Origin of the sequence: Streptomyces sp. NPDC089424 (assembly GCF_044749345.1) — a bacterium.
In the GTDB taxonomy this organism is placed as follows: domain Bacteria; phylum Actinomycetota; class Actinomycetes; order Streptomycetales; family Streptomycetaceae; genus Streptomyces.
In genome coordinates this window covers 335,160-356,987 of the sequence record NZ_JBIVHU010000009.1, presented here as the reverse complement: position 1 = coordinate 356,987, position 21,828 = coordinate 335,160, and the positions used below count along the sequence as shown (strand labels likewise).

The window sequence follows — 21,828 nt, the reverse complement described above, 5'->3', positions numbered from 1 at the left end:
GGGAGACACGCGATGTCCGCTGCATCCGTCGAGCAGCCCTTCGACGACGACGAGTCGTTCTCTCTCACGGCCATCGCCGACGAGATCATGGAGCGCCATCCGGGCTACCGCGTCGAGATCATCGGAGGCCACCTCCTCGTGACCCGATCACCGGATGCCCCCCACGCCCGCGCTCTGACCAAGCTGATGCGACCCTTCATCGCCGCAGGGCTGGACGACGGCGAAACCGAGGTTCTCCAGAACGTCGGTCTCCGGCTGCCGACCGGGACCGAGGACTACGCCATCCCCGATCTCGTGGTGGTGGACTCCGACATCGATGATCACTTCGTCGAGAACAACACGTACGACCCGGTCTGCTTCCGCCTCGTCCTGGAGGTCACCTCCAGCAACTGGAAGGACGACCTGCGGACCAAGCCCGGCGCCTACGCTCAGGCCAAGATCCCCGTCTACCTCGTCGTCGACCGCAAGCATCAGCGGCTCCACGTCCTCACGGAGCCGACCGGGAGCGAGTACGCGAACCATCGCGTTCACGCTCCCGGCGAGACGATCACGCTGCCCGAGACGATCGGCGCCGAGGTCACCCTCGACGTGGAGCAGATCATCAAGGCCGGGCAGCGGAAGGCTAACTGACGGCGTCCACCTCCCCCTCCGCCAGCTCCACGTCGTACACCGACGGCCCCTCGCCGACCGCCACATGACCCGCGCTCGAGGGGTGCCTCGCCGCCGTCACCGCCAGCAGATACGTCCCCGGCCCCGGCACCGCCACGATGTACGAGCCGTCCGCGAGCGACGTCACCCTGTCCAGCTGGCGTCCGCCACGCGACAGCAGGGTCACCACGGCGTCAGGGACGGGCTCGCCGTCCGCCGTACGGATGAAGCCGTGGACGACGGAGGCGGGACCGCTCGTCTCGTGGGCGGGCTCCTCCTCCCGCGGCTCCACCGCCAGGTGCGGCAGCCGCTTCTCCAGCCCCGCCGGCAGCCACCAGTTGGAGTTGCCCAGCAGGTGCATCGCGGCCGGCACCAGCGCCGTGCGCAGGATGAACGCGTCGAGTGCGACCGCCGCCGCCAGGCCGATGCCGGCCATCGCGCCCTCCATGTCGCCGCTCAGCACGAACGCGGAGAAGACACAGATCATGATCAGTGCCGCGCAGTTGATGACGCGGCTGGTCTCCGCGAGGCCGACACGCACCGCGCGCGCGTTGTCCTTGGTGTGCACCCACTCCTCGTGCATCCGGCTCACCAGGAACACCTGGTAGTCCATCGACAGGCCGAACAGCAGCGACAACATGATGACCGGCAGGAACGCCGTGATCGGGCCCTCCTTGCCGATGCCGAGCAGCTCCGTACCCCAGCCCCACTGGAAGATCGCCACCAGGACGCCGAAGGACGCGGCCGCGGCGATCAGGTTCATCAGCGCCGCCGTCAGCGGGACCACCAGCGAGCGGAAGGCCACCAGCAGCAGCAGGAAACCGAGCGCGATGATCGTCGCGACGAAGTACGGCAGCCGGTCGCCGGTCACCGACGCGAAGTCCTTGAAGACCGCCGTCACGCCGCCCACATGGGCCTCGGCGCCGGACGCCGGGATCACCTCGTCGCGCAGCACGTCGATCAGCCGGTCGGTCTCCTCGGACTGCGGTGAGGTCGTCGGCACCACCTGGATCACCGTGACGTCGTTCGCGGGCGGCAGCGCGGCCACCTGCGCGACACCGTCGGCCGACTCGATGCGCGGCACCAGCGTGTCGGGTGCCGTGCCGTCCACCACGACCTGGAGCGGCCCGTTGAAGCCGGGCCCGAAGCCCTCGGCGAGCAGGTCGTAGGCCTGCCGGGTGGTCTGCGTCTCCTGGTGGTTGCCCTGGTCGGTGGCGCCCAGCCGGATGGACAGCACGGGCAGGGCCAGCACCACCATGACCGCCAGCGCGAGCGCCGCGATCGTGCGCGGACGCCGCTGGACGTAGGCCGACCAGCGTGCCGCGAGGCCGCTCGCCTCCTCCGGCTCCGGCCCCGCGTGGGCCAGCCGGGCGCGCTGGCGGCGGTTGAGCACCCGCATGCCGAGCAGACCGAGCAGCGCGGGCAGCAGCGTGACGGCCGCGAGGACGCTGAACACGACGGTGAGGGAGGTCGCGACGACCACACCGTCCAGGAAGCGCAGGTTCATCACCAGCATGCCCGCCAGCGCGATGCAGACCGTGCCACCGGCGAACAGCACCGCGCGGCCGGAGGTGTTGAGGGCGGTGACGGCCGCCTCCTCGGGCTTGGTGCCGCGCAGGATGCCGCGCCGGTGGCGGGTCACGATGAACAGCGCGTAGTCGATGCCGACGCCGAGACCGATCAGCGAGCCGAGCAGCGGGGCCACGTCGGGCACGTTCGTGGCATGGCTGAGCAGCATCGTCGAGAGCATGCCGGTGCCCACGCCGAAGACCGCCACGACGATCGGCAGCACCATCGCGAACAGCGAGCCGAACGCCAGGAACAGCACGATCGCCGCCGCGCCGATGCCGACCAGTTCGGCGGTGCCGGTGGGCGGCTCCTGGGTGCGCGCGATCGCCTGCCCGCCCAGCTCGACCTGGAGTCCGTCGCGTTGCGCCGCCCGCGCGGTGTCCATGACGTCCTCGATCAGCTCCATCGGCACGGCGTTCACCTGCTCGGTGAAGGTCACCTGGGCGTACGCGATCCGCCCGTCCCGGCTGATCTGTGTCGCGCCCCGCTCACCGGCGTAGGGGCCGGTGACCTCGCCGACGCCGTCCATCGCGCCGATGCTCGCCAGCGCGGGCTCGATCCGGGACCGTACCTCCTCGTCCCGGACCGAGCCCTCGTCGACCTTCCACACCACCGTGTCGGTGTCCCCGGCGCTCTCCGGGAAGGCCTTCTCCATCAGGTCGTACGCGCGCTTCGAGTCGGTGTCGGGCAGCGAGAAGACGTTCGCGTAGTCCGTCCCCGCCGTCGTCGCCGTGACACCCAGGCCGAACAACGCCCCCACCCACAGCACCAGGACCACCAGCCGGTGTCGATAGCACCAGCGTGCCAATGTCGCCACGCTCTACGCTCCTTCGTCGCAAGTCGGTCGGTCCCCCAGGTCCTGCGCAACAGGATTGGTGGCGGCGCGCGGGTGTGGACACGACGCGGCCATGACTCTCAAGGAACTCCAAAGCGATCCCGGGCCCCGTTGTCGGTGGCCGCGCCGATACTGGGGACATGACGACGGCTCCCGGCACCGTGCTGGTCGTGGAGGACGAGGTGAGCATCGCCGACGTCCTCGCGATCGCCCTGCGCTACCACCGTTTCGAGGTCATGACCGCGGGCACCGTCCGCGAGGCGCTCGCCCTGGCCGAGCGCACCCGGCCCGACGCGGCGCTGCTCGACGTCATGCTCCCGGACGGCGACGGCCGGGCACTCGGCCGCGAACTGCGCGCGCGGCGGCCCGACCTGGCGCTGGTCTTCCTCACCGCGCGCGACTCGCCCGCGGAGATCGTCGGCGCCCTCGGCTTCGGCGACGACTACATCACCAAACCCTTCAACATCGACGAGGTGGTCGCCCGGGTCACCGCGGTGCTGCGCCGCACCCGGTCCGCCGACGTCCTGCCGCAGCGCCCGCCCCTGCGCTACGGCGACCTGGAGCTGGACGAGACGACGTACCGCGTGCACCGCGCGGGCAGGTCGGTCGAGCTGACCCCCACCGAGTACGCGCTGCTGCGCTTCCTGGTGCGCAACGGCGGCCGGATCGTGCCCAAGGAGCAACTCCTGCGGCACGTCTGGCAGTACGAGCACGCGCCGTCCGAGTCGACCGTCGTGGAGACCTACATCAGCTATCTGCGGCGCAAGCTGGACACCCTGGGACCGCCCGTGATCACCACCCGGCGCGGCGTCGGGTACGGCCTGGCATGAGGTGGCCGAAGGGGCGCCGCGCGCGCGGCCCACGCTCCCTGCGCGGCAAGCTGACCATGGCGAACGTGCTGCTGCTGGCACTCGGCGTCGTCGTCGCGACATGCGTCAGCGTGATGGGCATGCGGCTCTACCTGCTCGACGCCGTCGACCGGGAGCTGATGGTGTCACGGGACTCGATCGGGGAGACCCCGCTGACCTTCGAGCAGGTCGACTCCCTGACCGCGCTGTTCGCCCTGAGCGAAAAGATGGGAGCGGAGGCCTCCGGCGACGACACCGACTCCCTGGTGCAGGGCTCGCTCTTCGTGGCCGTCGACCGCGACGGGCGGGCCCGGACGATCGGCGGCATCGCCCCGACCGGCATCCAGCGGGCCCTGGCCGACGCCGTGGACGACCCGGCGGCCCTCGCCGCCGACACCGAGCCGCACGACCTGCAGATGCGGGGAGGCCACTACCGCGTCACCGCCGGACAGCTCGCCGACGGCACGACCGTGCTGCTCGCCGCCTCGACCGAGTCCCTCAGGGAGGTGGTCGCCCGGGCCCTGAAGCTCGACATCGCGGCCGGCATCCTGCTGACGGCCATGCTGGCCTGGCTGACGATGTTCAGCGTGCGGCGCCGCACCCAGCCGCTGGAGGACATGGTCGAGACGTCCACGGCCATCGCGGAGGGCGACCTGACCCGGCGTGTGCCCTCCAGCCGCGAGCCCACCCTGGAGGTCGAGCAGCTGCGGCTCGCCCTCAACTCCATGCTCCACCAGGTGGAGTCGGCGTACCGCACCCGTGAGCACAGCGCCGCCCAGCTGCGCCGCTTCGTCGCGGACGCCTCGCACGAACTGCGCACCCCGCTGTCCGCGATACGCGGCTATCTCCAGCTCTACGACAAGGGCATGCTGCGCGACCCGGCGGACCGGGGGCGCGCGTGGGAGCGGGTGCTGGCGGAGGCCGACCGCATGGGCCGGCTCGTCGACGAACTGCTCACGCTCGCCCGCCTCGACCAGGAACCCCAACTGCGGTTCCGCAACGTGGACGTGAGCCGCCTGGTGCGCGACGCGGCCGAGGACCTGCGTGTGCAGCAGCCGGAGCGGCCGATATCCGTGCGGGCCGAGGGCTCGGTGCTGGTGCACGCCGACGAGTCGGGGCTGCGGCAGGTCCTCGGCAACCTGGTGACCAACGTGCGCATCCACACGCCCGCCGACGTGCCGGTGCGGCTCGGGGTGGAGCGGGCGGACGACGGGGCCGTGCGGCTGTGTGTCGCCGACGACGGGCCGGGGCTGGACGCGGAGGACGCGGCCCGCATCTTCGACCGCTTCTTCCGCACCGGAGGCGGCGCGGGCAGCGGGCTGGGGATGGCGATCGTGCAGGGCGTGGTCCACGCCCACGGGGGCGGGGTGGGGGTGCGTACGGCGCCGGGCGAGGGACTCGCGGTGACGGTGACGCTGCCGGTGCGGGCGCGAGTGGGGGCGTAGCGCGGAAGCGGGGCGCCGTGGTGAGTGGGGCGGCGCGTGGGTGAGGGGCTTGCGCGGGCCCCCTACGCCGGGGCCTGCGGCTCGGAGTGCACCAGGGCCCACACCGTCTTGCCGTGGGTGCCCCTGCTCCAGACGCCCCACGCGGTGGCGACGTGCTCCACGAGGTGCAGGCCCCGGCCGGCCTCCTGGTCGTCGTCGACGGTCCGCAGGCGGGGCATGCGGGCGCCCTCGTCGGAGACCTCGATGAGGCAGGAGCCGTCGGCGAGAGCGGTCACCGCTATCTCGAACTCGGCCTCCGTCAGCGGGCCGTGGCGTACGACGTTGGTGGCGAGCTCGGACACCAGCAGCACGGCGTCGGCCAGCGCCGGGCTCCCGGCGCCGAGTCCCCAGTCGGTCAGATGGTCCCGCACCCTGCGCCGGGCGAGACCGACGGAGGCCGGGTGCCGGGGCAGCCGGAAGGCGTAGCGTCTCACCACGTTCACTCCTCACCCCGCACACACCTGCGACACATGGTGCTGTGTCCGAGGGCTGTCCGGCATCACTTGGGCGGATCCGGTGACTGTCGATGCCGCGCAACGGCGTCCGTTCGCCGGCGGGCCGGGCGGGCGTCAGATCCGGGTGAGCCGCCATACGCGCGGCACCCGGGCGCCGTCGGTGGGACACGGGTGGCCGCGGATGGGGTGCGGCGGGGAGCCGGCGGCCGAAACGGCCCCGAGCACCGTCGATGTCGCGGCGCTCACCGTCGATGTCGCGGCGATCCGCGTGCGAACCGATCGCATCGGTGCCCTCCCCAAGGCCCCAGGTGCCACTTCCCCATGGCATGGCCACTCCATCACGGAGTGCTTCCGGTACGGAAGGCGACTTGGTCGAGAGGGGGGCGAACTTGTCGGGTGTTTGCTTCCGGGGGGTTTCACACGCTGTTCACGAGGGGGTGGCTGTGCGGGAATGCGCGGTGGACGCATTCCCGCCCGGAAGTGCCCGGCCGTCGCCGGCGGGCGGTCTACGCCTGAGCCGACGCCAGCTCGATCACCGTGATGTCGGAGGGTGCACCCACGCGCGTGGGCGGTCCCCAGGCGCCGGCGCCGCGGCTGACGTACAACTGGGTGTCGCCGTAGCGCTCCAGGCCCGCCAGCGTCGGGTTCGCGGCCGCCGCGACGAGATTGCCGGGCCAGAGCTGACCGCCGTGGGTGTGGCCGGAGAGCTGGAGGTCCACGTGGTGCTCGACGGCCTCGTGGATCTGGACCGGCTGATGGGCCAGGAGCACGCACGCGCGCGTGGTGTCGCGGTCGCCGAGCGCCCGGGCGAAGTCGGGGCCCTGTCCCTCGCTCTCGCCCGCGACGTCGTTGACGCCCGCCAGGTCGAACCAGGGAAGTTCCGTCCGCGCGTTCTCCAGCGGGCGCATGCCCAGCCGCCGCACCTGCTCGATCCACTGCCCGGCGCCGGAGAAGTACTCGTGGTTGCCGGTGACGAAGTACGTACCGTGCCGGGCGCGCAGCCGGGCCAGGGGCGCGGCCGCGGGGCCCAGGTCCTTCACGCTGCCGTCGACGAGGTCACCGACGACCGCGATCAGGTCCGGCTGGGTGCTGTTGATCGTGTCCACGACCTTCTGGGCGAAGCCACGGCCGAGCACCGGGCCCAGGTGGACGTCGCTGACCACGGCGATCCGGAAACCGTGTGCCGCGCGCGGGAGCTTGGCCAGCGGAACGGTGACGCGCTTGACGCCGGGACCGTCGAGGACGCCGTAGGTACCGGCACCGACCGTGCCGACGGCCGCCGCGGCGGCGGCACCCGCGACGACACGGGAGACGAACAGCCGGCGGGAGGGGCCGGAGTGCGCCGGTTCCTCGCCGGAGGTCGTCGTCCCGGTCTCCGGGCCGGCGCCCTCCGTGGGCGGCTCGTCGGGGACGGGCCCGTCGGGCGGCTCCTGCGACACGGCCTCCTGGGGCGGCGCGCCTGCCGGTATCGGCTCGGGCCGCGGCGCGGGGCGTGCCACTCCGGCGTCGGCCGGCCCTCGGCGCGCGTCCCGGCGCTCCAGCAGACGCAGCAGCAGCGGTCGTACGACCTCACCGGCCACCACGCCGAGGAGCAGATAGATCGAGAGCGCCAGCCACAGGAAGCCCGGCCACGCGAGGGTGCGCTGGAGCCAGAAGGGCGCGCCGGCGCGTTCGGCCACCAGTGCGCCGATCGCGAGCGCCCAGCCGCCCGCGAGCACCACCGCGCCCGCCCGGCGCCCGCCCGGGGTCCGGGTGGTGTCGCGGAACAGGCGGCGCCACACGTACCAGTTCGCCCCGACGATGACGCTCACCACGACGAGCAGGAAGACGATCACCATGCCGTTGTTCTCTCCTTGGCCAAGGTCCTGCGGATTGCTATGACTTGCGGCGCAGTGCGCGCACTCCGCGCAACCCGATGACCCCGACGACCGTCCCCAATACGAGGGAGACGACGGCGAGCGTCAGATGCACCCAGAAGTACGCCGTCGGTCGACCGTCCTCGAAAGCCAGCCCGCTGCTGTCCTTGATCAGGTTGTTGACGAAAGTGACCCAGATGACCCAACTCCACACCCCGAAGGCGAGCAGGAACCAGGAGATCGGGCGGCTGAGTTTCATGCGTTCAGTATCACCGCCGGGTGTCCGGTTCGTACGCCGGGGTGGGGCGGGCGACGGGACTTCCGGGGACCGTACATGTACGTTCTCGGTCGTGCCCGCACCGATGAAGACCGCCCGCGCACCGAAAACGACCGCCCGGCGCTCCCTGCTGCTCGCATCCGCGACCCTGTTGACCGTTTCGCTGACCGCGCCCGCCGCTCTCGCGGCGCCCCGCCCGTCACCGAGTTCCTCGACCAGCCCGTCCGCGACTCCCCCGGCGAACATGTCGACGGTGGGCGGCGCGCGACTGGGCCGTCCGGGGACGCAGGTGAACCTGGCGAGCGGGGTCCCGGTGCTGCCCAAGGACGTCTCCGCACGCTCCTGGATCATCGCCGACGCCGAGTCGGGCGAGGTGCTCGCCTCGCACAACTCGCACTGGCGGCTGGCTCCCGCGAGCACCCTGAAGATGCTGTTCGCGGACACGCTGCTGCCGAAGTTCCCCAAGACGATGACCCGCAAGGTGGCGCCGACCGACCTGGCGGGCATCGGCTCCGGATCCAGCATGGTCGGGATAAAGGAGAACGAGACGTACACCGTCCACGACCTGTGGCTCGGTGTCTTCCTGCGCTCCGGCAACGACGCCGTGCACGTGCTGTCCGCCATGAACAAGGGCGTCCGCAACACCGTGCAGGAGATGAACCGGCACGCCGAGGAGCTCCAGGCCCTCGACACGCATGTGATCACCCCCGACGGCTACGACGCCGCAGGACAGGTCTCCTCCGCGTACGACCTCACGCTGATCGCCCGTTCCGGGCTGCAGAAGAAGGACTTCCGCGAGTACTGCTCGACGGTGAGCGCGAAGTTCCCGGGGCAGACCACGAAGAACAAGAAGGGCCGGCCGGTCCGCGAGACCTTCGAGATCCAGAACACCAACCGGCTGCTGACCGGCGACTCCGACATCTCCCAGTACCAGGGGATCGCGGGCGTCAAGAACGGCAACACCACCAACGCGGGCGCCACGTTCACGGGCGTCGCGGAACGGGGCGGCAAGGTGCTGCTCGTGACCGTGATGAACCCCGGGAAGGGCGAGCACAACCAGGTCTACAAGGAGACCGCGCGACTGTTCGACTGGGGCTTCAAGGCGGCCGGGAAGGTGGAGCCGGTGGGTGAGCTGGTGCCGCCCAGGGGCGCGGCGGGCGCCGAGTCCGGCGCCACCGCGTCCGCCTCCGAGGGGGCCGCGTCCGGCGAGGCGGGCGGGGGCTCCGGGAGCGCCGGGGAGTCGGGCAAGCCGGTGGCGAGCTCGACGGCCGGGAACGCCTCCACCGGCGTCGGTATCGCCCTCGCCGTCACGGCGGGACTCCTTGCACTGATCGCGGCCGGCGCGGTCCTGGTCAACCGGCGGTGGCCGCTGCGCAGGCGGTGAACGGGGGAGCCGGGCGAGCCTGGGTGCCTGCGTAGGCGGTGAGCCAGCCGAGCCGGGGTGGCCTGCAAAGGCGGTGAGCTGGTCAACGGGGGATGCCTGCGCCGCCGGTGGGCGTCGGCCAGGCGTGGCCAGTGGTCGTCGGCCAGGCGTGGCCGGGGTGCCGTTCGAGGTGTGAGCGGGGGGCCGCGGGAGCGGACGGCGTGCGCGGGGGTCGCTGGTCAGCCTCCGCCGGGAACGGCCGCGCCCGCCATGCCGTTCCCGTCGATGCCGTCGGCCCCGCCGGCCTCCGCGTGCTCGGCCTCCGCCTCCTTGCTCGGCGTCGCCGTCCACGCCGCGCAGAACAGGACCAGCTTCGACGTGAAGTTGATCCACAGCAGCAGCGCGACGGGAACGCCGAACGCGCCGTACATGCTCTTCGCGGCGACCCCCTGGATGTAACTGCTGAGCAGCAGCTTCAGCAGCTCGAACCCGACCGCGCCGAGCAACGCGCCCACCACCAGCCGCCGCCGGGACGGTTCGACGCCGGGCAGCAGTGTGAGGACGTACAGCAGGAGCAGGAAGGCGGCGAGCACGGCGACGGCGAACGCGGCGGTGCGCAGCAGCACGCTCCCCCACCCGTGTTCCTCCAGGCCCGTCCGGCGGGCGCTCCAGCCGACCGTGGCCGACGCGACGGTGGACGCGGCGAGCGTGACCAGCAGCGCACCGCCGAGTCCGAGCAGCACGCCGGTGTCCTTCGCCTTGCGCAGGAGGGGGTTCTCCTCCTCGTCCGGCAGCTCCCACACCGCGCGCAGGCAGTCACGCATCGAGCCGACCCAGCCGATGCCGGTGAACAGCAGCAGCGCGCCGGCGATGACCCCGACGGTGCCGGCGTTGTCGACCAGGGCGCCGATGTTCAACTGGTCGGAGATGCCGGGGATCTGCTCGGCGATCTTGTCCTGGACCTCCTTCTGCTGCTCCGTGCTCAGCGTGGCGGCGGCGATCGCGGCGCCGACGGTGAGCAGCGGGAACAGCGCCACGAAGCTGGTGAACGTCATCGCGGCGGCCAGCCGTGTCCACTTCACACGGTCCAGCCGCTCGTACGACCGCCACGCGTGCGTGACCATCAGCCGAGTGGCCAGGGGGCCGATGACGGGGAGCCTTTTCAGCCAGTCCATGATCCGAGCCTGCCCTCCGCTTCACCGCCGATACGGCCGACGCGGCCGCCGGCCCCACGGCCGATGCCGAACTCCACTGTCCTGGTGCCCCGGAAGCGGGAGTTCGTGACCGACACCGCGGCACTGTTCGCGCCAACCTCCCGGAAATACGTGAATATTGGGAGACATCCCATTAATCACCCATTCCGGGTAGGTGGTGGATGTTCCAGGATCGATACGACACATGGGGCGTTACGGTCACCACCATGTCTGCCGACACCGCCCCCGACACCGCGCCCCCGGCCCCCCGCTCCGCCGCGACGGGGTGGGGTCGCACCACGGCCGCCACCGCCCGCCTGATCCGCCCCCGCACCTATCAGGAGGCCGTGGCGGCCGTCCAGGACTGCGGGGCCCGCGGCGGCATCCCGAGGGGCCTGGGGCAGGCGTACGGCGACGCGGCGCGGAACGCCGGCGGGACGGTCCTCGACATGACCGGCCTCGACCGCGTCCACGCCATCGACGTCGCCGGCGGGACCGTCCTGTGCGACGCGGGCGTCTCCCTGCACCGTCTGGCTCAAGTGCTGCTGCCGCTCGGCTGGTTCGTGCCGGTGACACCCGGCTCGCGCCACGTCACGGTCGGCGGGGCGATCGCCGCCGACGTCCACGGCGGGAACCACCACGCCGCCGGCTCCTTCAGCCGTCACGTGCCCTCCCTCGAACTCCTCACCGCAGACGGCGAGATCAGCACCGTCGCCCAGGGCACGCCCCTGTTCGACGCGACGGCGGGCGGCATGGGCCTCACGGGCGTCATCCTCACGGCGGGCCTCCGGCTCCAGCCGGTCGAGACGGCGTGGATGAGGGTCGAGACCGAGCGCGCCGACGACCTCGACGATCTGCTCGCCCGCCTGACGGCCGACGCCCACCGCCCCACCTACGCGTCCGCCTGGATCGATCTGCTGGCCCGCGGCGCGGCCACGGGGCGGGCGGTGCTGACCCGGGCCGACCACGCGCCGTCGGAGGCGCTGCGCGGGGGCACACGCGCGCGGAGGGACCCGCTGGCGTCCCGTCCCGCGCACCTCACCGAACTCCCCGCCGCCCTCGCCGCGCCCGGCCTCGCCGGCCTGCCTGGCTTCCCCGGCCTCGTGCCGGAGGGCCTGCTGAACCGTCGTACGGCGGGACTGCTCAACGACCTGCGGTTCTGGAAGGCGCCACGCGCGCGTACCGCCCGACTCCAGCGGCTCTCCGCCTTCTTCCCCCTCCTGGACGGCGTTCCGCACCGGAACCCGCTCCCCGGCCGGGGCGGTGTCGTGCGGTACCGGTTCGTCGTCGGGCACGGCCAGGAGGACACCCTGAGCCGGATCGTGCGGCGTATCGCCGCACGCCGCTGCCCCGCGTTCGTGGCCGTCCTCGAACGCTTCGGTGACGCCGCCCCGGGATGGCTCTCCTTCCCCGTGCCCGGCTGGACGCTGGCCCTGGACATCCCGGCCGCCCTGCCGGGCCTCGCCGCCTTCCTCGACGAACTGGACGAGGAGGTGGCGGCCGCGGGGGGCCGGGTCTGCCTCGCCGGGGACTCCCGGCTCCGCCCCGACCTGCTCGCCCCGATGTACCCGAGGCTCGCCGAGTTCCGCGCGCTGCGCGCGGAGCTGGATCCCCGCGGGGTCTTCACCTCGGACCTCTCCCGCCGACTCGGGCTGTAGTCCACCCGCCCCAACCGCAAAGGCCCTCCGGCCCGCCGCCGCACTCCTCCCCGCCGCCCGGTCGGCATCGAACCCCCTGTCGAACCCCCTGCCGAGCCCGTACCCCGCACCTCCCCAGGAGCTGTCATGAAGGACGTCTTCGGTCTCCCCCAGTCCCTCCTCGTCCTCGGCGGCACGTCCGAGATCGCGCTGGCCACCGCCCGCCGTCTGCTCATGCGCCGGACCCGTACCGTGTGGCTGGCCGGACGCCCTTCTCCCGCCCTGGAGGAGGCCGCGGAAGGCCTGCGCGCCCGCGGCGCCGAGGTGCACACCGTCGCCTTCGACGCGCTCGACCCCGAGTCCCACGAGACCGTGCTCGGCAAGGTCTTCGCGGAGGGCGACATCGACATGGTGCTGCTCGCGTTCGGGATCCCCGGCGACCAGGCGCAGGACGAGCGCGACCCGGCGGGGGCGGTCCGCGTGGCGCAGACCAACTACACGGGGGCCGTCTCGGCGGGCCTGGTCAGTGCCCGCGCGTTGCAGGCGCAGGGGCACGGCTCCCTGGTCGTCCTGTCCTCCGTCGCGGCCGAGCGCGCCCGCCGGGCCGACTTCATCTACGGCTCCAGCAAGGCCGGCCTCGACGCCTTCGCCCAGGGTCTGGGCGACGCGCTGCACGGGACCGGGGTGCACGTCATGGTCGTGCGCCCCTGGTTCGTCCGCTCGAAGACGACCGAGGATCTGGCCGAGACCCCCTTCGCCACCAGCCCGGAAGCGGTCGCGACGGCCGTCGAACTGGGCCTGCGCCGCCGCTCGGAGACGGTGTGGGTACCGGGGGCGCTGCGCCTCGTGATGGCGGCGCTGCGGCACGTTCCGCGCCGGGTGTTCCGGCGTCTGCCGCTGTAGCGGCCCGGCGCCGGCGCACGTTCCCCAGGACAGGCTCAGCGGCTGGAGATGGTGCCCCGCTCCACGCGTCCCGCCTGCGGAGGCACCACCGCCGCCCCGAACGTGAAGTCCCGCAGCTTGCGCCACACCCCGTCGGCGCCCTGCTCGTAGAGACCGAACCCGGTGCAGGCCCATTCGGCCTGGTAGTCGGCGAGTTCCTCGAAGGCACGGTCCATGGCCGCCTCGTCGATGCCGTGGGCGACGGTGACGTGCGGGTGGTAGGGGAACTGCAGTTCGCGTGCCACGGGGCCGGAGGCGTCCCGGACCTGCCTCTGCAGCCAGGTGCAGGCCTCGGCGCCGTCGACGACCCGGACGTACACGACCGGCGAGACGGGCCGGAAGGTCCCGGTGCCGGACAGCCGCATCGCGAAGGGGCGCCCGGCGGTGGCGACGTCGGCGAGGTGCGCCTCGACGGCGGGCAGTTCCGCGTGGTCGACCTCGGTCGGCGGCAGCAGGGTGACATGCGTGGGGATACCGTGAGCCGCGGCGTCGCCGAAGCCCACGCGCCGCTGCTGGAGCAGGCTGCCGTGCGGCTCCGGGACCGCGATCGACACACCGATCGTTACGGTCCCCACGTCGTCTCCTGTCGTCGTGTCGGGTACGCATTTTCGGGCGGGCACAGGTGGCCGTTGTCGCGGCCGTCCGGCTATCGACTGTACGGCTCCGGCCGTGCCGTGGGCAGGCGCAGCCGAAGTGATGTGCAGCGCTGTGCGGGGGTACGGGCGTACGACCCGGGGTCGTGGGGGTACGACCGGGGGGTGCGGGCGTACGGCCCGGCTCAGTGCTTGGCCGGCAGGAACCCCACCCTGCCGTAGGCCTGTGCCAGGGTCTCCGCCGCGACGGCGCGCGCCTTCTCCGCGCCCTTGGCCAGGATCGAGTCCAGCGTCTCCGGGTCGTCGAGGTACTGGTTGGTCCGCTCCCGGAAGGGCGTCACGAAGTCGACCATGACCTCGGCGAGATCCGTCTTGAGCGCACCGTAGCCCTTGCCGACGTACTTCTCCTCCAGTTCCGCGATTCCCGCCCCGGTGAGGGTCGAGTAGATCGACAGGAGGTTGCTGACGCCCGGCTTGGCCTCGGGGTCGAAGCGGATCACCGTGTCGGTGTCCGTGACCGCGCTCTTGACCTTCTTCGCCGTCGCCTTGGGCTCGTCGAGCAGGTTGATCAGGCCCTTCGGCGTGGACGCCGACTTGCTCATCTTGATCGCCGGGTCCTGGAGATCGTAGATCTTCGCCGTCTCCTTGAGGATGTACGGCTTCGGGACCGTGAACGTCGGGCCGAAGCGGCCGTTGAAGCGATCGGCGAGATCGCGGGTCAGCTCGATGTGCTGACGCTGGTCCTCACCGACGGGGACCTCGTTGGCCTGGTAGAGGAGGATGTCCGCCACCTGGAGGATCGGGTACGTGAACAGGCCGACGGAGGCCCGGTCGGCGCCCTGCTTGGCGGACTTGTCCTTGAACTGGGTCATGCGGGAGGCCTCGCCGAAGCCGGTGAGGCAGTTCATGACCCAGGCGAGCTGGGCGTGCTCGGGGACGTGGCTCTGGACGAACAGCGTGCAGCGCTCGGGGTCGAGCCCGGCCGCGAGCAGCTGCGCGGCGGCGAGCCTGGTGTTGGCGCGCAGCTCCGCGGGGTCCTGCGGGATCGTGATCGCGTGCAGGTCGACGACCATGTAGAACGCGTCGTGGGTCTCCTGCAGAGCCACCCACTGGCGGACGGCGCCCAGGTAGTTGCCGAGGTGGAACGAGCCTGCGGTGGGCTGGATTCCGGAGAGCACACGGGGTCGATCAGAGGCCATGTCCACCATTCTCTCAGAGCTGGGGCACAGCTCGTCTCGCAGAGCTGGGGGCGGCATTTCGCCGGGGCTCGGGACCGCCTTTCCCGCAGCTCCGGGCGCCGCCCTTCACTCGATGCCGGAGACCACCCTTCACTCAAGGCAGGGGGCCGCCCATCTCTCCGGGCCGGAGGCCGCCCTTCACTTCGGGCCGGAGGCCGCCCATCTCTCAGGGCCGGGGCCGCCGATCTCTACGAGCCGGGGCCGCCGATCTCTACGAGCCGGGGCCGCCGATCTCTACGGGCCGGGGCCGCCCTTCACTCCGGGCCGGAGGCCGCCCATCTCTCAGGGCCGGGGCCGCCGATCTCTACGGGCCGGGGCCGCCCTTCACTCCGGGCCGGAGGCCGCCCATCTCTCCGGGCCGGGGCCGCCGATCTCTTCGGGCCGGGGCCGCCCTTCGCTCCGGGCCGGGGACCGCCCCTCGTTTCCGGGCCGGGGCCGCTCGGGGACCGCTGTGCGACCGGTCCAAACTCGGTCCCGCACGGGTGGGAACCGATTCGCGCCGAGCGGTGTAACAAGAGCGTGAGGACGCGGGAGGGGGGCCGCATCGTCGATGAGGCCGCGGTGATCGCCCGCGTACGCGCCGGAGACCCGGAGGCGTACGCGGAGCTGGTGCGTGCCCACACGGGCATCGCCCTGCGGGCGGCCGCGGCGCTCGGGGCCGGTGCGGACGCGGAGGACGTCGTGCAGCAGGCGTTCGTCAAGGCGTACTGCGCGCTGGGCCGGTTCAGGGGCGGCTCGGCGTTCCGGCCCTGGCTGCTGTCGATCGTCGCCAATGAGACGAGGAACACAGTGCGGACGGCGGCGCGCCAGCGCACGCTCGCCGGCCGCGAGGCGGCGTACGCCGGGGCCGAGCCGCTGATACCGGAGGCGGCCGACCCGGCGGTCGCGACGCTCGAGACGGAGCGCCGTGCCGCCCTGGTGGCGGCCCTGGACAAACTGAGCGAGGAGCACCGCCTGGTCGTCACGTACCGCTATCTCCTGGAGATGGACGAGTCCGAGACCGCCGAGGCCCTGGGCTGGCCCCGGGGCACGGTGAAGTCCCGGCTGAATCGAGCACTGCGGAAGATGGGCCGGCTGCTGCCGGACCTCCAGCCTCGGGAAGGGGGTGACGAGCGTGGGTGACAGGTCGTACGACGGTGCTCGCGGCACCGGCAGCGGACGCACCGGCAGCGGGCGCGGTGGCCGCGACGGTGCGGACCGGCTGCCGGAGGAGCTGCGGGCGCTCGGGCGTTCCCTGGACCCGGCCGGGAGCGGCTCCGAGACGATGGTCGAGCGGGTGCTGGGGCAGATACTGGCCGAGCGGGTGCCGGTCCCGGTTTCCGAGCCCCCGGGCCCCACCGAGCGGCTGCGGGCGGTGCGGCGCCGCCTGCGGGCCCGCAGGCGTTCCCTGACGGCGGCGCTGTGCGGTCTGCTCGCGGTGCTGGTGCTCACGCCTCCGGTGCGCGCCGCGGTCATCGACTGGTTCGGCTTCGGCGGGGTCGAGGTGCGGTACGACCCGTCGGCGGAGCCCTCCCCCGGCGCCGACGTGCCCGGCTGCGGCCGGTCGGTCCCCCTCACGCAGGCCGCCCGGCGGGTGGGCTTCGAGCCGCTGGTGCCAAAGGCGCTCGGCGCTCCCGAGGCGGTGTCGGTGTCCGCGCTGCCGCGGGGGCGTTTCCTGGTGAGCCTGTGCTGGACCGAGCGGGGGCGCACCATACGGCTCGACCAGTACGCGGCTGGTCTCGACATGACCTTCGCGAAGACGGTGCGCGAGCAGCCGCAATGGCTCTCCCTGAACGCCGGCACCTCGGCCGGTGACGTACCGGACACGGCCCTGTGGTTCCCCCGCCCCCATCTGCTCAGCTTCTGGCTGGTGGACGCGGACGGCACCCGCCACACCCGCGAGGAGCGCACGGCGGGCCCCACCCTGCTGTGGGCCGAGCGGACCCAGGGCAGGGAGGTGACGCTCCGGCTGGAGGGTGTGACAGCGAGGGAGCGAGCCCTGGAGGTGGCGCGCTCGCTGGAGAAGGGCACGGGCGGCGAACCGGAAGCGGAGGGCTGAACGCCGAGCAAGGGCGCGGCCTTCCGTCCGGCCCCCCGAAGAATCTTGCGCATCGGGGACGCGGGATGGGAACCGGCAGGGGTCGGGCGGTGTACCAGAAGTGACACGCGGCTCGCGGGCGGGCCGCACGGGATCGCCCGGTTGGGGGTTGGGATGCGCAGGCATGTGATGTGGTGGAAGAGCAGGCGTCGTGAACTGGCGGTGGTGGCAGGGATGTTGACGGCGACGCTCGCCCTGCTGACAGGGGTCGCTCCGTCGGCCTCGGCGGGCGGGCCGACGAGCGTGCTCGTCGCCTCCCCGCAGAGTGCTCAGGCGACGGGGCTGTACAACTCGGAGGAGGAGTACGGGGAGTTGCAGCGCCTGCTGGAAGGCCCCCGCACCGGCTCGGCGGTCAAGCCGCCGGAGGCCGATCTGGCCGCCGGGCGGTTGATCAACGTCACTTGGCTGCTCCACGACATCACGCCCTGGCGGCACGACCAGCTCTACGCCTCCTCGCAGGAGCGGGACATCTGGATACACACGGCGGCCGACCTGCCCCGGACGATGAAGGGCCACTGGCACCGCGCCGAGAACCCCACCCAGTTGCTCGCCCTGCTCAAGGACCTGGGCGTCATGGGCCCGGCGTCGGACACGGGCTACGCCGGCGTGGCCCCGGACGACGAGCTGGCGACGGTCCCCGAGGCGGGCGCGGAAGCCGGCGCGGATTCGGGCCCCGCGGACGAGGCCGTCGCATCCCGCGTCACGGCCGCCGATCCGGATCGCACCACCGGCTGGTGGTGGGCGCTGCCGGGTGTCGTAGCCGGCGCGGTGCTCGCGCTGGCGCTGCGCCCGCTGGCCGGCCGCATCCCTACGGCCCGGCTGCGACCGGAGCCCGGTCCGAGGCAGGAGCTGCGTGATCTATGAGAAGGCACCAGGAGCGAGAGAGGCGAGGCGGAGAGATGGTCCGGTGCGGGAGACGACGCACGACGACGTGGGTCAGGCTCGCGTCGGCCGCCGCGCTGGCGGTCGCGCTCGGCGGGCTGTCGGCGACGGAGGCGGCGGCCCGGACTCCAGGCTCCCCGGACGTGCCCGATCTGGCGCTGGTCACGGCGGGCGACTCCGGCCGGACGACGGTGCTGCGCTCGGGCGAATCGCGCTTCGCCCGCTTCTGGCAGTTGCTCCAGCCGCTGTATCCGGGAACGGAGCGGGTGCCGGCGCCATGGACGGAGGGCCGGCATCCGCCGGTGCGGATCACCGTCATGTGGGGTCTGACGGGTGTCGGAGGCTATCCCCAGACGAACAGCGCCCCGGGCGGCGACGTCGCGATCGAGCGCCAGGACCAGCTGTTCCTCGCCGAGGACGGCACGCCCTGGGTGCGCACGGACCCGGCGCCGGACGTGGCGGACGACGACATCCGCTGGCACCGGGCACCACGACAGCTGTACGAGCGGCTGGACGACGAGGGACTGCTGGGCACGGCCACGAGCGGGGCCGCGCCCAGGACGGCGGCGGGCGCGTTACCGGGCATCTGGTGGGCGATACCCGGCCTGGCGGCCGGTCTGGCGCTCGGGGTGGGCGGCACGCGCCTGATAGGCCGCGCGGCGGCCCAGCCGGGAGCCGGACCGCCGCGAGTGGAGCCACGTCAGGAGCTGATCGACCTCTGAGCGACCTGAGCGACCTCTGATCGGCGGCGGGGAGCGGAAGGGGTCGGACCGCGAGGTCCCGACGGCCACGCGACAGGGGCCGCTCCCCGGAACCGCCGGAGGCCTCAGCCGAGGTCGACCTCCGGGTACAGCGGGAAGCCGGCCACGAGGTCGGTGGCGCGGTGGGAGATCTCGTCCGCGACCTTCGGGTCCAGGATGTGCTGGGCCTTGGAGGGCGCGCCCTTGCTGGTGGTGCCGGGCTCGGTGGTGGTAAGCACACGGTCGATGAGGCCCGCGACCTCGTCCATCTCGGCGGTGCCCAGGCCGCGGGTGGTCAGGGCGGGGGTGCCGACGCGGATGCCGGAGGTGTACCAGGCGCCGTTGGGGTCGGCCGGGATGGCGTTGCGGTTGGTGACGATGCCGGACTCGAGGAGGGCGGCCTCGGCCTGGCGGCCGGTGAGGCCGTAGGAGGAGGCCACGTCGATCAGGTTGAGGTGGTTGTCGGTGCCGCCGGTGACCAGGGTGGCGCCGCGCCGCGTCAGGCCCTCGGCGAGGGCGCGGGAGTTGTCGACGATGCGCTGGGCGTAGTCACGGAAGGAGGGCTGACGGGCCTCGGCGAGGGCGACGGCCTTGGCGGCCATGACGTGCGGGAGCGGACCACCGAGGACCATCGGGCAGCCGCGGTCGACCTGGTCCTTGAGGGAGTCGTCGCACAGGACCATGCCGCCGCGCGGGCCACGCAGCGATTTGTGGGTGGTGGTGGTGACGATCTGGGCGTGCGGGACCGGGTCGAAGTCACCGGTGAGGACCTTGCCGGCGACGAGACCGGCGAAGTGCGCCATGTCGACCATGAGCGTGGCGCCGACCTCGTCGGCGATCTCGCGCATGATCCGGAAGTTCACCAGCCGCGGGTAGGCGGAGTAACCGGCGACGATGATCAGCGGCTTGAAGTCGCGCGCCTGGGCACGCAGGGCGTCGTAGTCGATCAGGCCCGTGGCCGGGTCCGTGCCGTAGGAGCGCTGGTCGAACATCTTGCCGGAGATGTTCGGGCGGAAGCCGTGGGTGAGGTGGCCGCCGGCGTCCAGGGACATGCCGAGCATGCGCTGGTTGCCGAAGGCCTGGCGCAGCTCCGACCAGTCGGCCTCGGAGAGGTCGTTGACCTGGCGGACGCCGGTCTTCTCCAGGAAGGGGGCCTCGACACGGTCGGCGAGGACGGCCCAGAAGGCGACGAGGTTGGCGTCGATGCCCGAGTGCGGCTGGACGTAGGCGTGGCGGGCGCCGAAGAGCTCGCGGGCGTGCTCCGCGGCCAGCGCCTCGACGGTGTCGACGTTGCGGCAGCCGGCGTAGAAGCGGCGGCCCACGGTGCCCTCGGCGTACTTGTCGCTGAACCAGTTGCCCATCGTGAGGAGGGTGGCCGGCGACGCGTAGTTCTCCGAGGCGATGAGCTTGAGCATCTCGCGCTGGTCGGCCACCTCCTGGCCGATCGCGTCGGCGACGCGCGGCTCGACGGCGCGGATCACATCCAGAGCGGAACGGAAGGCGGTGGACTCGGTGGAGAGGGGCTGCTCTGACATCTCGGCCTCCGGGCGGCGTGGCTTACAGCGGTCACGGTTCACGGTTCGGCCCAGGCGCACGGCACTCGCTCACTGTTCCAGGCCGCTCCCCGATGGTCGGTCCCATCCCAGCGCGCCAGTCACGGCCCGCGGCCAGCCTACCGGGCGCGCCGGAAGGTCCAGTTCCCCAGTCCACCATGCGAGCGACGATAGGAAGGGGGCTCCGTCTCATGTCCGGGAGTCGCCGTGAACGCCACGGAGAGCCACATCGCCGGGTCCGCAGCGCACAGCGCGCACACCTACCACCCGCTGCCCGTGGTCGTGGCCACGGCCGACGGGGCGTGGATGACGGACGTCGAGGGCAGGCGCTATCTGGATCTGCTGGCCGGCTACTCCGCGCTGAACTTCGGGCACGGCAACCGGCGGTTGATCGAGGCGGCGAAAGCGCAGCTGGAACGGGTGACGCTGACGTCCCGCGCCTTCCACCACGACCGGTTCGCGGCCTTCTGCACGGAGCTGGCGTCGCTGTGCGGGATGGAGATGGTACTGCCGATGAACACGGGCGCGGAGGCGGTGGAGGCCGCGTTGAAGACCGCCCGGAAGTGGGGGTACCGGGTCAAGGGCGTGCCCGCCGAGAGGGCGAAGATCGTGGTCGCGGCGGGCAACTTCCACGGCCGTACGACGACGATCATCAGCTTCTCCACCGACCCGGAGGCGCGGGCGGACTTCGGACCGTACACACCGGGCTTCGAGATCGTGCCGTACGGGGACCTGACGGCGATGCGGGCGGCGATGACGGAGAACGCGGTCGCCGTGCTGCTGGAGCCGATCCAGGGCGAGTCGGGGGTGATCGTGCCGCCGGCCGGCTATCTGCCGGCGGTGCGGGAGCTGGCCCGGGAGCGGGGGGTGCTGTTCGTCGCGGACGAGATCCAGTCGGGGCTGGGGCGGACGGGACGGACGTTCGCCTGCGAGCACGAGGGTGTCGTGCCGGACATGTACGTGCTGGGGAAGGCGCTGGGCGGGGGGATCGTGCCGGTGTCCGCGGTGGTGTCCTCGGCGGAGGTGCTCGGGGTGTTCCGGCCCGGGGAACACGGGTCGACGTTCGGCGGCAATCCGCTGGCCTGCGCGGTGGCGCTGGAGGTGATCGCGATGCTGCGGTCGGGCGAGTACCAGGCGCGGGCGGCCGAGCTGGGCGGGCATCTGCACCGCGAGCTGGCGGCGCTGCGAGGCACCGGGCGGGTGTCGCAGGTGCGCGGGCGCGGGCTGTGGGCCGGTGTGGACATCCCTCCGGGGTTCGGCTCCGGGCGGGAGGTGTCCGAGAAGCTCATGGACCGGGGTGTGCTGGTGAAGGACACCCACGGTGCGACGATCCGGCTCGCGCCGCCACTGGTCATCAGCGAGGAGGACCTGGACTGGGGGCTGGCCCAACTCCGCGCCGTGCTGGGTGTGGAGGGATCCGACGCGTAGGAGCCGGGTGGGTGGGACTCGCCGGCGCCCAGGCCGGGGGCTCACCGACCGGGCCGAGGGGGCTCACCGGGCGCCGAGGCCCGGAGGACTCACCGTGCGCCGAGGCCCGGAGGACTCACCGTGCGCCATGGCCCGGGAGGGCTCATCTGCGGGTGCTGAGGCCGGGAACGCTCACCGGTTGTCGAGGGCCGGCCGGGTCGTTCTCGTCGG

General features: G+C 72.5%; 19 protein-coding genes. 11 read left to right on the top strand and 8 right to left on the bottom strand.

The features are described 5' to 3' along the window. Positions 1-12 precede the first annotated feature (12 nt). Positions 13-630: a Uma2 family endonuclease gene (locus tag ACIP2X_RS32635; protein WP_401680094.1), complete on the top strand. Its 618-nt coding sequence runs from the start codon at positions 13-15 to the stop codon at positions 628-630. Here ACIP2X_RS32635 and ACIP2X_RS32630 read toward each other — a convergent pair. Beyond that, positions 623-3,025 (bottom strand): MMPL family transporter, encoded by a 2,403-nt coding sequence (locus tag ACIP2X_RS32630; RefSeq protein WP_401680257.1) that lies wholly within the window; start codon positions 3,023-3,025, stop codon positions 623-625. The two genes, ACIP2X_RS32635 and ACIP2X_RS32630, sit on opposite strands and share 8 nt — an antisense overlap. 167 nt (positions 3,026-3,192) lie before the next feature. On the opposite strand from ACIP2X_RS32630, the gene ACIP2X_RS32625 reads away from it, so the two are divergent. Continuing rightward, the gene (locus tag ACIP2X_RS32625; RefSeq protein WP_401680091.1) at positions 3,193-3,882 is read left to right on the top strand and encodes a response regulator transcription factor; all 690 of its coding nucleotides are present in this window, start codon (positions 3,193-3,195) and stop codon (positions 3,880-3,882) included. Continuing rightward, positions 3,879-5,345, top strand: coding sequence for a sensor histidine kinase (locus ACIP2X_RS32620; RefSeq protein ID WP_401680088.1), 1,467 nt, complete (start codon positions 3,879-3,881; stop codon positions 5,343-5,345). The genes ACIP2X_RS32625 and ACIP2X_RS32620 overlap by 4 nt, the downstream gene beginning before the upstream one ends. 62 nt (positions 5,346-5,407) lie before the next feature. On the opposite strand, the gene ACIP2X_RS32615 is transcribed toward ACIP2X_RS32620, so the two are convergent. From ACIP2X_RS32615 to ACIP2X_RS32605, 3 genes are all read right to left on the bottom strand, one after another. Beyond that, positions 5,408-5,821 (bottom strand): ATP-binding protein, encoded by a 414-nt coding sequence (locus tag ACIP2X_RS32615; protein WP_401680085.1) that lies wholly within the window; start codon positions 5,819-5,821, stop codon positions 5,408-5,410. Positions 5,822-6,345: 524 nt separating this feature from the next. Next, entirely contained in the window at positions 6,346-7,677 is a 1,332-nt protein-coding gene (locus tag ACIP2X_RS32610) for a metallophosphoesterase (RefSeq protein WP_401680082.1), read from the bottom strand. Positions 7,678-7,714: 37 nt separating this feature from the next. After that, on the bottom strand, positions 7,715-7,954 hold the full coding sequence (locus ACIP2X_RS32605) for an SCO4848 family membrane protein (protein WP_401680079.1): 240 nt from the start codon (positions 7,952-7,954) through the stop codon (positions 7,715-7,717). A gap of 103 nt (positions 7,955-8,057) precedes the next feature. Between ACIP2X_RS32605 and ACIP2X_RS32600 the strand changes: the two genes are divergently transcribed. Further along, positions 8,058-9,356, top strand: a complete 1,299-nt coding sequence (locus tag ACIP2X_RS32600; protein ID WP_401680254.1) for a D-alanyl-D-alanine carboxypeptidase family protein — start codon at positions 8,058-8,060, stop codon at positions 9,354-9,356. 218 nt (positions 9,357-9,574) lie between these two features. Here the strand turns inward: ACIP2X_RS32600 and ACIP2X_RS32595 are convergent, their stop codons facing one another. Continuing rightward, a complete protein-coding gene (locus ACIP2X_RS32595; RefSeq protein ID WP_401680076.1) occupies positions 9,575-10,510 on the bottom strand; it encodes a YihY/virulence factor BrkB family protein in 936 nt (311 codons plus the stop codon). 245 nt (positions 10,511-10,755) lie between these two features. On the opposite strand from ACIP2X_RS32595, the gene ACIP2X_RS32590 reads away from it, so the two are divergent. Further along, positions 10,756-12,186, top strand: a complete 1,431-nt coding sequence (locus tag ACIP2X_RS32590) for an FAD-binding protein (RefSeq protein WP_401680074.1) — start codon at positions 10,756-10,758, stop codon at positions 12,184-12,186. A 126-nt stretch (positions 12,187-12,312) separates the two neighbouring features. After that, positions 12,313-13,068: a decaprenylphospho-beta-D-erythro-pentofuranosid-2-ulose 2-reductase gene (locus ACIP2X_RS32585; protein ID WP_401680071.1), complete on the top strand. Its 756-nt coding sequence runs from the start codon at positions 12,313-12,315 to the stop codon at positions 13,066-13,068. A 35-nt stretch (positions 13,069-13,103) separates the two neighbouring features. Here the strand turns inward: ACIP2X_RS32585 and ACIP2X_RS32580 are convergent, their stop codons facing one another. Both ACIP2X_RS32580 and trpS read right to left on the bottom strand, forming a co-directional pair. Further along, positions 13,104-13,682 carry a 2'-5' RNA ligase family protein gene (locus ACIP2X_RS32580; protein WP_401680068.1) on the bottom strand — a complete coding sequence of 193 codons (579 nt, stop codon included), beginning with the start codon at positions 13,680-13,682 and terminating at the stop codon, positions 13,104-13,106. 203 nt (positions 13,683-13,885) lie between these two features. Beyond that, positions 13,886-14,899, bottom strand: coding sequence for a tryptophan--tRNA ligase (gene trpS / locus ACIP2X_RS32575; RefSeq protein ID WP_401680065.1), 1,014 nt, complete (start codon positions 14,897-14,899; stop codon positions 13,886-13,888). Between the two features lie 558 nt (positions 14,900-15,457). Here trpS and ACIP2X_RS32570 point away from each other — a divergent pair. From ACIP2X_RS32570 to ACIP2X_RS32555, 4 genes are all read left to right on the top strand, one after another. Continuing rightward, complete coding sequence (locus ACIP2X_RS32570) at positions 15,458-16,060, top strand: RNA polymerase sigma factor (protein WP_401680062.1); 603 nt, start codon at positions 15,458-15,460, stop codon at positions 16,058-16,060. After that, complete coding sequence (locus tag ACIP2X_RS32565) at positions 16,053-16,976, top strand: hypothetical protein (RefSeq protein WP_401680059.1); 924 nt, start codon at positions 16,053-16,055, stop codon at positions 16,974-16,976. Before ACIP2X_RS32570 ends, ACIP2X_RS32565 begins: the two co-directional genes overlap by 8 nt. A gap of 213 nt (positions 16,977-17,189) precedes the next feature. Beyond that, positions 17,190-17,879, top strand: coding sequence for a hypothetical protein (locus ACIP2X_RS32560; RefSeq protein WP_401680251.1), 690 nt, complete (start codon positions 17,190-17,192; stop codon positions 17,877-17,879). 35 nt (positions 17,880-17,914) lie between these two features. Then, a complete protein-coding gene (locus tag ACIP2X_RS32555) occupies positions 17,915-18,619 on the top strand; it encodes a hypothetical protein (protein WP_401680248.1) in 705 nt (234 codons plus the stop codon). A gap of 104 nt (positions 18,620-18,723) precedes the next feature. Here the strand turns inward: ACIP2X_RS32555 and ACIP2X_RS32550 are convergent, their stop codons facing one another. Then, positions 18,724-20,172, bottom strand: coding sequence for a glycine hydroxymethyltransferase (locus ACIP2X_RS32550; RefSeq protein WP_401680056.1), 1,449 nt, complete (start codon positions 20,170-20,172; stop codon positions 18,724-18,726). 225 nt (positions 20,173-20,397) lie between these two features. Here ACIP2X_RS32550 and rocD point away from each other — a divergent pair, with 225 nt between their 5' ends. After that, positions 20,398-21,618: an ornithine--oxo-acid transaminase gene (gene rocD / locus ACIP2X_RS32545; protein ID WP_401680053.1), complete on the top strand. Its 1,221-nt coding sequence runs from the start codon at positions 20,398-20,400 to the stop codon at positions 21,616-21,618. The last annotated feature ends 210 nt before the right edge of the window (positions 21,619-21,828 follow it).